This is a genomic window from Arhodomonas aquaeolei DSM 8974, from assembly GCF_000374645.1.
GTDB lineage: Bacteria > Pseudomonadota > Gammaproteobacteria > Nitrococcales > Nitrococcaceae > Arhodomonas > Arhodomonas aquaeolei.
Genome location: NZ_KB894807.1, coordinates 96741 through 111668, shown reverse-complemented (window position 1 = coordinate 111668; position 14928 = coordinate 96741). Strand labels below are relative to the sequence as shown.

The 14928-nt window shown below is 69.8% G+C and carries 11 protein-coding genes; 4 read left to right on the top strand and 7 right to left on the bottom strand.

The annotated features are described in order from the left end of the window. Positions 1-146: 146 nt before the first annotated feature. The 4 genes from putA to C516_RS0109855 form a co-directional block, all read right to left on the bottom strand. Entirely contained in the window at positions 147-3347 is a 3201-nt protein-coding gene (gene putA, locus C516_RS0109870; RefSeq protein WP_018718219.1) for a bifunctional proline dehydrogenase/L-glutamate gamma-semialdehyde dehydrogenase PutA, read from the bottom strand. Between the two features lie 149 nt (positions 3348-3496). Further along, positions 3497-4900, bottom strand: coding sequence for an exodeoxyribonuclease VII large subunit (gene xseA / locus C516_RS0109865; protein ID WP_018718218.1), 1404 nt, complete (start codon positions 4898-4900; stop codon positions 3497-3499). Positions 4901-5001: 101 nt separating this feature from the next. Beyond that, positions 5002-5466 carry a flavodoxin family protein gene (locus C516_RS0109860; protein WP_018718217.1) on the bottom strand — a complete coding sequence of 155 codons (465 nt, stop codon included), beginning with the start codon at positions 5464-5466 and terminating at the stop codon, positions 5002-5004. Positions 5467-5477: 11 nt separating this feature from the next. Further along, positions 5478-6668, bottom strand: coding sequence for a cation diffusion facilitator family transporter (locus C516_RS0109855; RefSeq protein WP_018718216.1), 1191 nt, complete (start codon positions 6666-6668; stop codon positions 5478-5480). 218 nt (positions 6669-6886) lie between these two features. Between C516_RS0109855 and guaB the strand changes: the two genes are divergently transcribed. Together guaB and C516_RS0109845 are read left to right on the top strand one after the other, a co-directional pair. Next, on the top strand, positions 6887-8356 hold the full coding sequence (gene guaB / locus C516_RS0109850) for an IMP dehydrogenase (protein ID WP_018718215.1): 1470 nt from the start codon (positions 6887-6889) through the stop codon (positions 8354-8356). A 16-nt stretch (positions 8357-8372) separates the two neighbouring features. Continuing rightward, positions 8373-9578 (top strand): MFS transporter, encoded by a 1206-nt coding sequence (locus C516_RS0109845; RefSeq protein ID WP_018718214.1) that lies wholly within the window; start codon positions 8373-8375, stop codon positions 9576-9578. A 9-nt stretch (positions 9579-9587) separates the two neighbouring features. On the opposite strand, the gene C516_RS19255 is transcribed toward C516_RS0109845, so the two are convergent. Beyond that, positions 9588-10391, bottom strand: coding sequence for an ATP-grasp domain-containing protein (locus C516_RS19255; RefSeq protein WP_018718213.1), 804 nt, complete (start codon positions 10389-10391; stop codon positions 9588-9590). A 97-nt stretch (positions 10392-10488) separates the two neighbouring features. Here C516_RS19255 and guaA point away from each other — a divergent pair, with 97 nt between their 5' ends. Then, positions 10489-12066, top strand: coding sequence for a glutamine-hydrolyzing GMP synthase (guaA, locus tag C516_RS0109835; protein ID WP_018718212.1), 1578 nt, complete (start codon positions 10489-10491; stop codon positions 12064-12066). 235 nt (positions 12067-12301) lie between these two features. On the opposite strand, the gene C516_RS0109830 is transcribed toward guaA, so the two are convergent. Next, complete coding sequence (locus C516_RS0109830) at positions 12302-13171, bottom strand: hypothetical protein (RefSeq protein WP_018718211.1); 870 nt, start codon at positions 13169-13171, stop codon at positions 12302-12304. A 189-nt stretch (positions 13172-13360) separates the two neighbouring features. Between C516_RS0109830 and C516_RS0109825 the strand changes: the two genes are divergently transcribed. Continuing rightward, entirely contained in the window at positions 13361-14194 is an 834-nt protein-coding gene (locus tag C516_RS0109825; RefSeq protein WP_018718210.1) for an AraC family transcriptional regulator, read from the top strand. Here the strand turns inward: C516_RS0109825 and C516_RS0109820 are convergent. Further along, the gene (locus C516_RS0109820) at positions 14179-14769 is read right to left on the bottom strand and encodes a LysE family translocator (protein ID WP_018718209.1); all 591 of its coding nucleotides are present in this window, start codon (positions 14767-14769) and stop codon (positions 14179-14181) included. The genes C516_RS0109825 and C516_RS0109820 overlap by 16 nt on opposite strands. Positions 14770-14928: the final 159 nt, after the last annotated feature.

Below are 14928 nucleotides of genomic sequence, written 5' to 3'. Positions count from 1 at the left end.
AGCCCCGGCGTGCACCGAGCCAGGTGATGACGGACAGCGCCACGCACAGCGGCATGGGCACGAGCAGCCAGAACCAGGTGGCCGTGGTCAGTGCGTCTTCCATGGGGATCCCCTTTTGCTCGTTGTCGCGTCTCTCGTGTGGGTGGTTACTCGTTGAAGCGCTGCGGTTCGGGCAGCAGCAGGTTCTCGCCGGATTCCCCGGTGCCCTCGTCCTCCAGCGACATCAGCGAGGCGTTGCCGCCGGCGGCGGTGGTGTCGATGGATAGCGCCCGCTCAGTGGCGAAGCGGTAGAGGTAGCGCGGGCCGCCGGCCTTCGGGCCGGTGCCGGAGAGCCCCTCGCCGCCGAACGGGTGCACGCCGACCACCGCGCCGATCATGTTGCGGTTCACGTAGGCGTTGCCCACCTTCATCCGCGAGACCACGCGGTTCACCGTGGTGTCGATGCGGCTGTGGATGCCGAAGGTGAGCCCGTAGCCCATGGCGTTGACCTCGTCGACGACGCGGTCGATGTCCCGGGCGCGGAAGCGGACCACGTGCAGGATCGGGCCGAACTTCTCCTCGCCGAGCTGCTCGATGCTCTCGAGCTGGTAGGCCTGGGCGGGGAAGAATGTGCCGCTGCCGCCGTTGACGGGGAGCTCGCAGCGGTGCAGCAGGGTCGCCTCCTTCTCCATGCGCTCCGCGTGCTCGCTCAGCATCCGCCGGGCGTCCTCGTCGATCACCGGGGTGACATCGGTGGCGAGCGACCATGGGTCGCCGATGCTGAGCTCCGCCATGGCGCCGCGCAGCATCACCAGCAGCTTGTCGGCGATGTCCTCCTGCACGTAGAGCACCCGCAGCGCGGAGCAGCGCTGGCCGGCGCTCTGGAAGCTCGATTTGAGCACGTCCGCGACGACCTGCTCCGGCAGCGCCGAGGAGTCCACGATCATCGCGTTCTGGCCACCGGTCTCGGCGATCAGCGGCAGGATCGGCCCGTCGCGCTGGGCCAGGGTCTGGTTGATACCCCGGGCGGTGGGCACGGAGCCGGTGAAGGCCACGCCGGAGATGCGCGGATCCGCCACCAGCGGCGCGCCCACGGTGGGGCCGTCGCCGGGCAGCAGCTGGAGCACGTCGCCGGGGATGCCGGCGCGGTGGAGCAGGCTGACGGCGTAGTGGCCGATCAGGCTGGTCTGCTCCGCGGGCTTGGCGATCACCGCGTTGCCGGCCGCCAGGGCGGCGGTCACCTGGCCGGTGAAGATCGCCAGCGGGAAGTTCCACGGGCTGATGCACACGAACACGCCGCGGCCGCGCAGCTCGATGGTGTTGCGCTCGCCGGTGGGGCCGGGCAGGGGCATGGGACCGTCGAACTCCCGCCGGGCCTGAGCCGCGTAGTAGCGGCAGAAGTCCACCGCCTCGCGCACCTCGGCGATGCCGTCGGGGATGTGCTTGCCCGCCTCACGGGCGCACAGGGCGATCAGCGTGGGCATCTCGGCCTCGAGGAGGTCCGCGTAGCGCTCGATGCAGGCGGCGCGCTCGCTCGCCGGGGTGCGGTCCCAGTCGTCGAAGGCGCGCTGGGCGCGGGCGATGGCGTCCTCCACGTCCTGGGGCGTGGCCCAGGTGATCTGGCCGACCACGCGGGTGCGGTCCGCCGGGGCGCGTACCGCCTCGCCCTCGCCGAGCCGGGTGCTGCCGCCGATGATCGGGCCACCCTGCCAGTCCATCGCGTCGGCGCGCTGCATGCCCTCGTGCAGCCAGTTCAGGTGGGTGATGTCGCTGATGTCCACGCCCATGGAGTTGCGCCGCTCCGGCCCGTAGATGTCCGCGGGCAGGGGGATCCGCGGGTGCGGGATCGTATGGTGACGACGGACCTGGGCGATGGGGTCGGCGATGATCTCGTCCACCGGGGTCTTCTCGTCGACGATGCGGTTGACGAAGGAGCTGTTCGCGCCGTTCTCCAGCAGCCGGCGCACCAGGTAGGCGAGCAGGTCCTCGTGGCTGCCCACCGGGGCGTAGATGCGGCAGGGCAGGTCTAGGTTGTCCTCGCCGACGATCTGGTCGTAGAGCGCCTCGCCCATGCCGTGCAGGCGCTGGAACTCGAAGTCGCGGTTATCGCCGGCCACCTCCAGCACGTAGGCGAGGGTGTGGGCGTTGTGGGTGGCGAACTGCGGGTAGAACGCCTCGCGGTCGGCGAGCATCTTGCGCGCGCAGGCCAGGTAGGCGACGTCGGTGTTCGCCTTGCGGGTGAACACCGGGTAGCCGTCGAGGCCCTGCTCCTGGGCGATCTTGATCTCGGTGTCCCAGTATGCGCCCTTGACCAGCCGCACCATGAAGCGCCGGCCGTGGCGCCGTGCCAGGTCGGCGAGCCAGTCCAGCAGCGGGAAGGCGCGCTTCTGGTAGGCCTGCACGGCGAGGCCGAGGCCCTGCCAGTCGCCCAGCTCCGGGTCCGAGGAGACCATCTCGATGATCTCCATGGACAGGTCCAGGCGCGCGGCCTCTTCGGCGTCGATGGTGAGGTTGATGTCGTGGTGGGCGGCCAGCCGGCAGAGGTCGCGCAGCCGTGGCACCAGCTCCTCCATGACGCGGCGGCGGTGGCTGAGCTCGTAGCGCGCGTGCAGCGCGGAGAGCTTCACCGACACCCCGGGGGAGTCGTACGGACCGCGGTCGCCGGCGACGGCGCCGATCGCCTCGATGGCCTGGCGGTAGTCCTCGAAGTAGCGCAGGGCGTCCGCCTCGGTGCGGGCGGCCTCGCCGAGCATGTCGTAGGAGTAGCGGTAGCCCTCCTTCTCCAGGGGGCGGGCGCGCTTGAGCGCTTCGTTGATGGTGCGGCCCATCACGAACTGCCGGCCCATGATGCGCATGGCCTGGCGCACCGCCTGGCGGATCACGGGCTCGCCGCTGCGCCGGACCATCCGGTGCATGATGGTGCGGAAGTTGCGCTCCGGGTTGTCCTGGCTCTTGAGCACGCGGCCGGTGAGCATCAGGCCCCAGGTCGAGGCGTTGACGAACCACGAGGTGCTCGCGCCGAGGTGCGATTCCCAGTTGGAGCCGCCGATCTTGTCCTCGATGAGCTTGTCGACCGTCTCCGCGTCCGGCACCCGCAGCATCGCCTCGGCCAGGCACATGAGCACGACCCCCTCCTGGCTGGAGAGCTCGTATTCGTGCATGAACGCGTCGATACCGCTGTCGCGGCTGTTGCGCCGGACCTCCTGGACCAGGCCCCGGGCGCGTTCGGCGATGCGCTCCTTGGACTCGGCGGGCAGATCCGCGGCGTCCAGCAGCTTGCGCACGTGCGCCGTCTCGTCACAGCGATAGGCGGAGATGACGGGCTGGTACAGCGGGTGGTCGACAACAGAGGGTTTCTCGAAGTGCATGGGCGCCTCGTTAAGGGTTGATACGGCTCATATCGGTGCTGCGGTCCGGCAGTCCGGGCCGATCGCACCATCCTAGACGTTTTGGCATCGCTATGCCGTGGGGTGACGGCTGGTGCCTCCCACGGCGATTGTCGGGTCCTCCGGCGCGTTCACGCCGTGGAGTCCGGATTGTCCGGTGCGGGCAGCAGCGTCTCCCCGCCGGCCGGCCGGTGCGACTCCACCCGGCAGAGGAGCTCGCCGCGGGAGAGCCGGGCCAGCACCCGGGTGCCGTCGCCCGCCTCGGTGGCGTCACGAAGCGGCACGCCATTTCCGGCATCGGCGACAATGGCGTAGCCGCGCTCCAGGGTTGCCAGGGGGCTGACGGCCTGGAGGGCGTGCATCTGGTGTGTCAGGCCGGTGCGTTTGGCGGCCAGTGTGCGCCGGACACCGTTGCCCAGCCGCCGGGTGAGCTCGTCCACGCGCTCGCGCCGCTCCGGGATCCGCCGGCGCGGATCGTGGGGCGCGAGCCGGCGGGCCAGGCCGGCCAGGTGCTGCCGCCGCGTGGCGATGGCCCGCCGCTGTGCGCCGGCGAGGCGCTGCTCCAGCTCGTCGAGCCGTTGGGCGCGCTCCTGCAGGCGCCGGCCGGGATGCTGCAGGCGCAGCCGGTGGTCCACCCCGGTGAGTGTCGTGCGCCGCCGGTGGAGCACATCGCGCATGGCGGCGATGAGGCGGCGGCGCCGCTCGACGACCGCCTGGCGCAGCGTTGCCGCGTCCGGCGAGAGGAGCTCGGCAGCGGCGGAGGGGGTCGGTGCGCGCTGGTCGGCGACCAGGTCGGAGATGGTGACGTCCACCTCGTGGCCCACGGCGGAGACCACCGGCAGCGGGCAGGCGGCGATCGCGCGGGCGAGGACCTCCTCGTTGAACGCCCAGAGGTCCTCCAGCGAGCCGCCGCCCCGGGTGAGCAGGACCGTGTCGACCTCGCCGCGGCGGCCCGCCTGGGCCAGCCGTGCGGCGATGGCCTCTGCCGCGCCCTCGCCCTGGACCGGTACCGGGTAGACGATGACATGCATGCCGGGGAAGCGCCGCCGGAGCACGTGGAGCACGTCGCGGATCGCCGCGCCGGTCGGCGAGGTGACCACCCCCAGGCGCCGGATCCGCGACGGCAGGGCGCGCTTGCGTTCGGCGGCGAACAGCCCCTCGCGGTCGAGCCGCGCCTTGAGCTGCTCGAAGGCCTGCCGCAGTGCGCCGTCGCCGGCCGGCTCCATGTGCTCGACGATGAGCTGGAACTCGCCGCGGGCGGGATAGAGGCTCACGCGAACGCGTGCGATCACGCGCGTCCCGTCCGCCGGGCGGAAGCGCAGGTGGAGGTTGCGGTTGCGGAACATGGCGCAGCGCACCTGCGCCTCGCCGTCCTTGAGGCTGAAGTAGATGTGGCCGGAGCGTGGACGCGCCAGGTTGGAGACCTCGCCCTCGACCCAGAGCAGGGGGAAGCCGCTCTCCAGCAGCAGCTTCACCTCGCGGTTGAGCCGGGAGACGGTGTAGACGTCCTGTGGCGGCGGCGCGTTGTCGACCATGGGCGGGAAGAATACCAAGGTCGGGGTGTGCCCGGGCAAGCACGGATGATGCTGCACAGCGCAACCGCCGGACCGTCCGGCGGCCGCCGTCAAGGCTGCGTTCAGATGATGCCGGTCTCCAGCCCTGCGGCGAGGCCCTCCGCCAGCTCGTCGACCTGATCGGCGAAGGCCGGGTCCCACGTGCCCTGCAGGATCAACGGCGGCTGCACCCAGCGCCAGCGCAGGCCGGTGATGATGGTCTCGGCCTGGCGCCGGGTGCCGGTGCCGTCCCGGCCGGCGCGGATGTACAGCGCGCAGGGCAGGCCCTGCTGGCGCTCCAGCACCGGGTAGTAGCAGCGGTCGAAGAAGTCCTTGAGCGCGCCGCTCATGCTGCCGAGGTTCTCGGTGGTGCCGAGCAGGATGGCATCGCAGGCGAGAACGGACTCCGGGCCCGTCTCCAGCGGCGCGGACACCTCGACCTCCACCCCGGATACCTCGGGGCTGCGCGCGCCGCGTTCGGCGGCCTCCAGCAGCGTCCGGGTGTTGGGGGAGGGGGCGTGGGCGACGATCAGCAGGCGGCGGGCCATGATCCCTCCCCTCAGCCCCGGCCGGGGCCCTTCCAGACGCGCAGGTCGCCGATCCATTCGAGTCCCCGGGCGGCTTCGCGCAGCACGGCGGCTGCCTGGTGCAGGTCCTGGCCGTCCGGGAGGTCGTCGACGTACAGCGAGATGTTGATCTCGTTGTCGAGGTAGTGCAGGTCCAGCGCCACGCGGTCCCGCCAGGCGGGTAAACCGGACCAGACCGCCTCCAGCTCGCCCTCCACGTCCCGCCGCAGGGGCAGGCCAGGGCGCAGGCCGTGCTCCGGCTTGGCCTCGTCATCCTGGGGATCGATGTGGAAGGTGACGTCGGTGAGCCGCGGGAATGACTCGCGCAGGCGCCGGGCAACTTCGTTGCCGATCTCGTGGCCCTCGGAGACGGTGACCCTTGCGGGCACGACGATGTGCAGGTCCGCGACGACCTCGCTGCCGAGGGTGCGGGTGCGCAGCTCGTGGACGCCGCGCACGCCCTCGACGGCCTCCGCGACCTCGCGCATGGTCTCCTGCTCGGCCTCCGGCAGTGCCGTGTCCACCAGCTCCTGGCTGGATTCCCACAGCAGCTGGCCACCGATCTGTCCGACCATGATGCCCACCACCGTGGCGGCGACGGCGTCAAGCCAGCCGATCCCGAACTGCGCCCCGATCAGGCCGAGGAGCACGACGACGGTGGAGAGGGCGTCAGAGCGTGAGTGCCAGGCGTTGGCCTCGAGCAGCCGCGAGCCGATCCGGCGGGCGACAGCGAGGGTGTAGCGGTAGATCCACTCCTTGGAGACGAGGCCGATCACCGCGACCCCGATCGCCCAGGCGCCGGGGGCGTGCACCGGTGTGCCGTGGACCAGGCGGGAGATGCTCGCCCACGCGATGCCGCCGGCGACGAAGATCAGCACGCTGCCGAGCCACAGTGTCGCGAGGGTCTCGATACGGCCGTGGCCGTAGGGGTGATTGCTGTCCGGCCCGCGCCGGCCGAAGTGGGTGGCGGCGATCACGAACGCATCGGTGAGCACGTCCGAGAACGAGTGAATACCGTCGGCGATCAGTGCAGCGGAGCCCACCAGCGCGCCGGCGACGACCTTGGCAACACCGATGGCCGTGTCGATGCCCGCGCCGAGCAGTGTGACCCGGTGGGCCTCCCGCGTCTCGGCGTCGCGTCGGTTGTCTTGCGTTGCGGCGGTGTCGGTGTCTGACTCGTTCATGGTCCCGTATCGGCGGCTCGTGAATGGGGCGGTGAGGCGCCCGCCGTCCGCGGATGATACTACCAGGGCCGGGAACGGGCGATGCCGTGTGCACCGTCGTCGCGGTGGGGCCGGCGGGCGTCTCTCCGCGCGGGCCGCGCGCGTTTACCGTGACTCGCGCGCGGACTATAATGGCCGGTTATTCATCAATCCCGCCATGACGAGCAGGTGCCCGCCGTATGCGAATCGCCCAGGAAGCCCTGACCTTCGACGACGTCCTCCTCCTTCCGGCCTATTCCGACGTCCTGCCCCGCGACGCCGACCTCGGTTCCAGGCTGACCCGGGGCATCGAGCTCAACATCCCGCTGGTCTCCGCGGCCATGGACACGGTCACCGAGGCCCGCCTCGCGATCGCGCTGGCGGCTCAGGGCGGTGTCGGCATCGTGCACAAGAACATGACCCCCGAGGCCCAGGCCCGGGAGGTCCGCCAGGTCAAGAAGTTCGAGAGCGGCATCATCAAGGAGCCGATCACGGTGCCGCCGGAGACCACCATCGCCGAGGTCCTCGAGATCACCCGCCAGCACGGCATCTCCGGCGTTCCGGTGGTGGATGGCGCCGGCAATCTCACGGGCATCGTTACCAGCCGCGACCTGCGTTTCGAGCGGCGCCTGGACGAGCCGGTCACCGAGGCGATGACCGGGCGCGACCGCCTTGTTACCGTCCGTGAGGGCGCCGAGCGCGACGAGATCCTGGAGCTGCTGCACCGCAACCGCATCGAGAAGCTGCTGGTGGTCAACGACGACTTCCAGCTCCGCGGCATGATCACCGTCAAGGATATCCAGAAGTCCCGCGATTACCCGCTCGCCTGCAAGGACGAGCACGGCCGGCTGCGCGTCGGCGCTGCCGTGAGCACCGGTTCCGGCACCGAGGAGCGCGTCGACGCGCTGGTCGAGGCCGGTGCCGACGTGGTGGTGGTGGACACCGCCCACGGCCACAGCCGCGGCGTCGCCGACCGGGTGCGCTGGATCAAGCGGACCTATCCGGACATGCAGGTGATCGCCGGCAACATCGCCACCGCGGACGCCGCCCGCGCGCTCTACGAGGCCGGCGCCGACGCGGTGAAGGTCGGCATCGGTCCCGGCTCGATCTGCACCACCCGCGTGATCGCCGGCGTGGGCGTGCCCCAGATCACCGCCATCGCCAACGTCGCCGGCGAGCTGGCGGGCTCGGGGCTGCCGGTGATCGCCGATGGCGGCGTGCGCTACTCCGGCGACATGGCGAAGGCCATCGTCGCCGGCGCCCACGCGGTGATGATGGGCAGCATGTTCGCCGGCACCGAGGAGGCCCCCGGCGAGGTCGAGCTCTACCAGGGGCGCTCGTACAAGTCCTACCGCGGCATGGGCTCCATCGGCGCCATGTCCGGCGCCCAGGGCTCCTCCGACCGCTACTTCCAGGAGGAGGCCGACAGCGTCGAGAAGCTCGTGCCCGAGGGCATCGAGGGGCGCGTGCCCTACAAGGGCAGCCTCACCGCCATCGTCCATCAGCTCATGGGCGGCCTGCGTGCCAGCATGGGCTACTGCGGCTGCGCCACCATCGAGGACTTCCGCACCCGTCCGGAGTTCACGCGCATCACCGGTGCCGGCGTGCGCGAGAGCCACGTCCACGACGTGAACATCATCAAGGAAGCGCCGAACTACCGTGTCGACTGAACCCGGGCGAACGCGCGTGGATCGCCGGACACAGCGGGGGCACCACAGCGGGGGCACGGACGCCGCCGGGCGCCCCCGCTGGTTCCTGCCCGCCATCGTGGCCGCCCAGCTGCTGGCCACGTCCATGTGGTTCGCGCCCAACGCGGTGATGCCGGCACTGCAGGCGCACTGGGACGTCCCCGGCGGTGTGGGCTGGGTCACCGCCGCGGTGCAGCTCGGCTTCATCGCCGGCACCCTCGTCAACGCGCTGCTGGCGGTGGCGGACCGTTTCCACCCCGGCCGGGTTTTCCTGGTCGCGGCGCTGGCCGGTGCCTCTGCCAACGCCGCGGTGATCCCCCTCGCGGACCAGGCCGTCGCCGTCGTGGTGGCCCGGTTCGTCGTCGGGGTGTGCCTCGCCGGGATCTATCCGGTGGGGATGAAGATCGCCGCCGGCTGGTACCGGGAGGGGCTGGGCCGGGCGCTGGGCTTCCTGGTGGGGGCACTGGTGCTCGGCACCGCCTCCGGCCACCTGCTGCGCAGCGTCCTGCCGGGCGCCCTGTGGCCGCTGGTGATCGCCGCGACCTCGCTGGCCGGGGTGGTGGCCGGCGCGGTGATGGCCCTGGCCCCAGAGGGGCCGCACCTCGCCCGCAGCGGGCCGGTGCGCTTCGGCGGTGTGTTCCTCGCCTTCCGCTCCCCGGCCTTCCGTGCCTCGGCGTTCGGCTATTTCGGCCACATGTGGGAGCTCTACGCGTTCTGGGCGTTCGCGCCGGTGTGGTTCGCCGCCCACGGCAGCGATCCCCGGGCGATCCCGCTGCTGGCCTTCGGCGTGATCGCCATGGGGGCGCTGGGCTGCGCCGGCGGCGGCCTGATGGCGCGGCGGTGGGGCAGCGGCCGGGTTGCCTGGGTGCAGCTCCTCGTCTCGGGGGTGTGCTGCGCACTCTCGCCGCTGATCTTCCAGGCCGGACCGACGGCCTTCGTCGGGATCCTGCTGGTCTGGGGGATTGCCGTCGCCGGCGATTCGCCCCAGTTCTCGACGCTGAACGCCGCCAATGCACCCCGCGAGCTCGTGGGCTCGGCGCTGACGCTGGTGAACTCGGTCGGCTTCGCCATCAGCATCGTCACCCTCGGCCTGCTGGACTGGCTGCAGTTCGTGCTGCCGGCACGCTACCTGCTCACGCCGCTGGTGATCGGTCCGCTGCTGGGGCTGATCGCCGCGCGGCTGCTGCTGCGCCCGGCGGCCTGAACCCGGGCGTCAGCCGGCGAGCCGCAGGGGCGTGTCCCCCGGCGGCGTGCGGTTGCCGTCGCGGAGATAGTCGAGGATATGGCGTGCGAGCGGGACGCCCGCCGCGTTGAGCCCCTCGTTGCCGAAGAATACGTTGAACTCCAGCACGTAGAAGTGGCCGCCCACGGTGAGCAGGTCGAAGCCCGCGTGATCGATGCCCAGGTGCCGTGCCATGCGCCCGACCAGCGCCACCGCCGCGTCGGGGACGTCGTCGAACACCAGCCGCCCGCCGCGGGCGACGTTGTTGTGGAACGCGCCCTCGGCGCCCTCGCGCCAGTAGGCCGTCACCACCCGGTCGCCGACGTAGACCACGCGCAGGTCGCGCTGCGCCGGCAGGACCTCCTGCACGTAGAGCACGTCGTGCTCCGCTGCCCACGCACGCAGCGCCGCGGCGCTGTCGATCAGCGCCACGCCCCGGCCCATGGAGCTGCGCGGGACCTTCGCCACCAGCGGCAGCCCGAGCACGTCGAGTGCCTGCTCCACGGCGAGGGCGTTCGCCGGGAGGATGAGGGTCTCGGGCACGTGGGCCGGGAAGGCCGCCTGCAGGGCACGGGTCATCTCGATCTTGTCGTGGCCGAGGTGATAGCTCGCCGGACTCGGGAAGATCCGCCGCTGCATCGCGTAGACGAGGGCGTTGACCTGCCAGTACTCGGGGAAGAGGAGCCAGTCGGCGTCGAGGAGCTCGCTGCGGCAGGCGGGGAAGGACTCGGGGCGGAGGTAACGCACGCCAGGCAGGCCCAGGGCGCGGTAGGCGTTGAAGGTGATCAGATTCATGGCTGTCGTATCGTGCGTGACGCCTCTATACGGTATCCTTCGCAATTCGAATTCGCGCGCGAAGTCTACCCCCATTCCCGAGATTCCGGAACAGCCCATGACCCAGGATATCCACGCCCACCGCGTCCTCGTACTCGACTTCGGCTCCCAGTACACCCAGCTCATCGCCCGGCGGGTGCGTGAGGCGGGCGTATACTGCGAGATCCACCCCTGCGACTGCACCGAGGAGACGGTCAGCGGCTTCGGGGCGAGCGGCGTGATACTCTCCGGCGGCCCGGAGTCCGTGCATTTCGCCGACACCCCGCGGATCCCCGCGGCGGTCTTCGAGCTCGGGGTACCGGTGCTCGGCATCTGCTACGGCATGCAGGCCATGGCCGCCCAGCTCGGCGGCGCCGTGGAGCCGTCCTCGCACAAGGAGTTCGGCTACGCCCGGGTCCGCGCCCGCGGCCACTCCCGGCTGCTGAGCGACATCGAGGACCATGCCAGCCCGGAGGGCTACGGCCTGCTGGACGTGTGGATGAGCCATGGCGACCGCGTCAGCGCGCTGCCGGAGGGCTTCAAGGTCATCGCCAGCACCGACAGCGCCCCCATCGCGGGCATGGGCGACGACGAGCGCGGCTACTACGGCGTGCAGTTCCATCCCGAGGTCACCCACACCGCCCAGGGCCAGCGCATCCTCTCGCGTTTCGTCCACGAGATCTGCGGCTGCGCCGGTGACTGGACCGCGGGCAACATCATCGAGGACAACGTCGCCCGCATCCGTGAGCGGGTGGGCGACGAGAACGTCCTGCTCGGGCTCTCCGGGGGCGTCGACTCCTCGGTGGTCGCCGCGCTGCTGCACAAGGCCATCGGTGACCAGCTCACCTGCGTGTTCGTGGACAACGGCCTGCTGCGCCTCGACGAGGGCGAGCAGGTCATGGCCACCTTCGCCCGGCACATGGGCGTGCGCGTGATCCACGTGGACGCCGAGAACCGCTTCCTCGACCGCCTCGCCGGCGTCGAGGACCCGGAGGACAAGCGCCGGATCATCGGCAACACCTTCATCGACGTCTTCGACGAGGAGGCGGGCCGGCTCGAGAACGTCCAGTGGCTCGCCCAGGGCACCATCTATCCGGACGTCATCGAGTCCGCCGGTGCCGCCACCGGCAAGGCCCACGTGATCAAGTCCCACCACAACGTGGGCGGGCTGCCGGAGAAGATGAACCTCAAGCTCCTGGAGCCGCTGCGCGAGCTGTTCAAGGACGAGGTCCGGCGCATCGGCCTGGAGCTTGGCCTCCCGGCGGAGATGATCCACCGTCACCCCTTCCCCGGGCCGGGGCTCGGCGTGCGCATCCTCGGCGAGGTGCGCAAGGAATACACCGATCCCCTGCGCCAGGCGGACGCCATCTTTATCGAGGAGCTGCGCGCCGGTGGCTACTATGAGCAGGTCAGCCAGGCATTCGCCGTGTTCCTGCCGGTGAAGTCCGTGGGCGTGACCGGCGACGGCCGCCGCTACGAGTACGTGGTCGCGCTGCGCGCGGTGGAGACCGTGGACTTCATGACCGCGCGCTGGGCGCACCTGCCCTACGAGTTCCTGGATCACGTCTCCCGGCGCATCATCAACGAGATCGAGGGCATCTCCCGCGTGGTCTACGACATCTCCGGCAAGCCGCCGGCGACCATCGAGTGGGAGTGATTACACGTCGGGAGCGGCTTGAAGATCCGCCGGGCGAGGGTGTGTCGTTCCGGGAATCGGCGATGTTTCAAACAGGGGAGATCGCATCGGGAACGGTCCCGCTGGAGCGTTCGAAGGACTGCCGGGGGGCGTACGCACGAGCAATGGGTTGCAGGCCAGGCGGGGGCATCCGTGACCGCGGTCCGATGCCGCCGGAACGGAATGAAGCGGTGTTTCCGTGGATCGGAGTCACCAGTTATCCCTTCAGCCGCTCCTCGTGGGGCGTATCGTCATAGTCGGGATCAAGCCGCTTGCGCAGCTTCTGGTAACCTTCAATGACGAGGCCCATGGCTAGGGCCCCTCCTATCGCGTAACCGATGAGCACCAGAAGCATCAGGAGAAAATTGGTCTGGCTGAGAAAGGTTAACGTGTAGGGCTGCATCAGGAGGAAAAAGGTCAGTGCCACGAAAAGGCCGGCCCCGATGGCCCACCTGAGCTGATAGCCAAGCAGGTAATTGCGTCCATATTTATCGAGCACCCCGTGGATATTGACTGCCTGCCGGTAGTTGAGTACGACCGCGATCCCCGAAGGGTGTTTCCCGGGCCCGGCGAGCTTGTCGATACCCACGCGCTGGCGTAACGCCTTGAGCCTGTTCCGGCTTTTCACATCGATCATTGCGACCGTCAGTTCGATGTCACGGCCGACCAGCGGGAGGTAGACAGTCTCGGATCCCGACGGCCAGGAGATCTGAATATCGTCGATAAAGTACAGGCGATGGGTGGTGCGGCTGCCGGTATTGGGGTTGACCACCGTATGCTTCTTCTCGGTCAGCTTGCCATGCAGCTGGGTCGCTGTTTCCCTCAGCTTTGTATCCCGCCACAGCCCATGGGCGGTAATGAAAAGGCCCAGCGCTATGATAACGAGGTCCAGCAGGACGAGGAGGAGGAGCAGTGGAAGGGGAACGCTCTGCCTGTCGAAAGCAAATGCCACAGGCAGCATGAGACCGAGAAGCGTAAGGACAACCCCGAAGAACAGGGCAAGCCACTTGAAGAGGATCAGGCGCAGATGAATCGAACGGGCGTGGTATCGCTCCAGTGCGCTCAAGGGGCGATTGTCAGTGTCCAACTCGGCTCCTTGCCAGCAGTTCCGGGATCATCTTCAAGAGCGGTATGGTATCAGCAGGGCAGAAAGCCCTACACCTGATGTTTCTCGATAGACTCCAGATCGGAATTGTCGGCCGCCTGGTCCACGGTGTGGGCTCGCCATTCCCGGCGATACCGCATAGGCTGTAGTCCATCGATCCGGGAGGGCCCCATGAGCCTTCGTCACGACCATCCGCGCTTCTGGCGTGATCCGGCGCTGCCCTTCCTCGAGGCCCGTCGGGTCACGGACGGCCGGCGTGTCTGCTACGCCAGGCACAGCCACGAGAGCTTCTCCATCGGCGCGGTTACCGGCGGCAACAGCACGTACTGGAACCAGGGCCATGCCGAAACGGTCGCCCCCGGTACCGTGGTGGTCATGAATCCCGAAGCGGTGCATGCCTGCAATCCCATCGACGAGCGCCCCTGGTCGTACGACATGCTCTACCTGGACACCGCCTGGCTCGGCGCACTGCAGCGGGAACTCGGTGCGCCCGGCCATCTCGACGTCCAGCTATACACTGCCCGCTCGAGTCGCCACCCGGCCCTGTATCGGCGCCTGACGACCCTCTGCGACACCCTCTTCGATCCGGACGCCGGTCGCCTGGCCATGGAGACCGAGGCCACCGCGCTGGTCGTCGAGATGCAGCGCTGCCTGACACCGAGGATGTCACCATCCGGTAGCGACCCCCTCGGTCTGCGTCGCGCGGCGGACTACATCGACACCCACTGTACGGAGGCCATCGGGCTGGACGACATCTGCCGTGCCGCCGGCCTGTCCCGCTCCCACCTGGTGCGATGCTTCAAGGCCCACTTCGGGCTGACGCCCCATGCCTTCCTCACCGACCGGCGCGTTCGGTTCGCTCGTCGCCAGCTGCGCCGTGGCCGTCCCATCGCCGAGGTCGCCGCGGACTGCGGCTTTGCCGATCAGGCACACTTCCAGCGCACCTTCAAGCGTCTGCAGGCGGCCACGCCGGGGCAGTATGCCGCGGGTCACAGCAGCAGATAGAGCGCACTCGCCGCCAGCAGCACCGCCATGCCGCGATTGAACAGGCGCACCCTCGCCGGACGGTCCAGGAACCGCCTCAGGTGGGCACCGGCATAGGCCCAGCAGCCGATCGACAGGTAGCAGATCACGAAGAACAGGGTTGCGAACCACGCCACCAGGCCGAGGTCACCGCCCGCCGCATAGGCCCCCATGCCAGCCATCGAGGCCAGCCACGCCTTGGGGTTGAGCCACTGCATGGTCGCGCCCACCAGCCATGACGGCGCCGCCGCGGGGTCGGTCCTCTCCAGACGGCCGTCGTCCGCCGCAAGGCGACAGGCCAGGTAGAGCAGGAAGGCCACGCCGGCCCAGCGTACCCCCTCGATGATGCCCGGCCAGCGGACCATCAGCCGGTGAAGGCCCAGACCGATCAGCACCAGCAGCAGGGTGAAGCCGACCGTCGCGCCGGTGACATGGCGCAGGCTAGCCCGGAATCCATGCCGTGTCCCGGCGCTCAGCGCCACCAGGTTCACCGGGCCGGGGGAAAGGGAGGCCGCCAGTGCGAAGGCGGCCATGGACAGCGACAGGGTCACGGTCATGGGGGATGTCCTCGGTGTCTTGATCTCGTGCCGGCCAGGCTGGAACGCCGCGCGGCCGGTGTATTGAACGGGATTGCTACCGGGCGCGACGGGGGCGGGGCGGCGGACAACGCCCGCCGGCTTCCTGTATCCTTGAGGCCGATTGATGACGGTGTCGAG

Bases quoted from the DNA above. Each gene is read 5' to 3' on its own strand.
- putA (WP_018718219.1), bottom strand. From the start codon at position 3,347: ATGCACTTCGAGAAACCCTCTGTTGTCGACCACCCGCTGTACCAGCCC.
- xseA (WP_018718218.1), bottom strand. From the start codon at position 4,900: ATGGTCGACAACGCGCCGCCGCCACAGGACGTCTACACCGTCTCCCGG.
- C516_RS0109860 (WP_018718217.1), bottom strand. From the start codon at position 5,466: ATGGCCCGCCGCCTGCTGATCGTCGCCCACGCCCCCTCCCCCAACACC.
- C516_RS0109855 (WP_018718216.1), bottom strand. From the start codon at position 6,668: ATGAACGAGTCAGACACCGACACCGCCGCAACGCAAGACAACCGACGC.
- guaB (WP_018718215.1), top strand. From the start codon at position 6,887: ATGCGAATCGCCCAGGAAGCCCTGACCTTCGACGACGTCCTCCTCCTT.
- C516_RS19255 (WP_018718213.1), bottom strand. From the start codon at position 10,391: ATGAATCTGATCACCTTCAACGCCTACCGCGCCCTGGGCCTGCCTGGC.
- guaA (WP_018718212.1), top strand. From the start codon at position 10,489: ATGACCCAGGATATCCACGCCCACCGCGTCCTCGTACTCGACTTCGGC.
- C516_RS0109825 (WP_018718210.1), top strand. From the start codon at position 13,361: ATGAGCCTTCGTCACGACCATCCGCGCTTCTGGCGTGATCCGGCGCTG.
- C516_RS0109820 (WP_018718209.1), bottom strand. From the start codon at position 14,769: ATGACCGTGACCCTGTCGCTGTCCATGGCCGCCTTCGCACTGGCGGCC.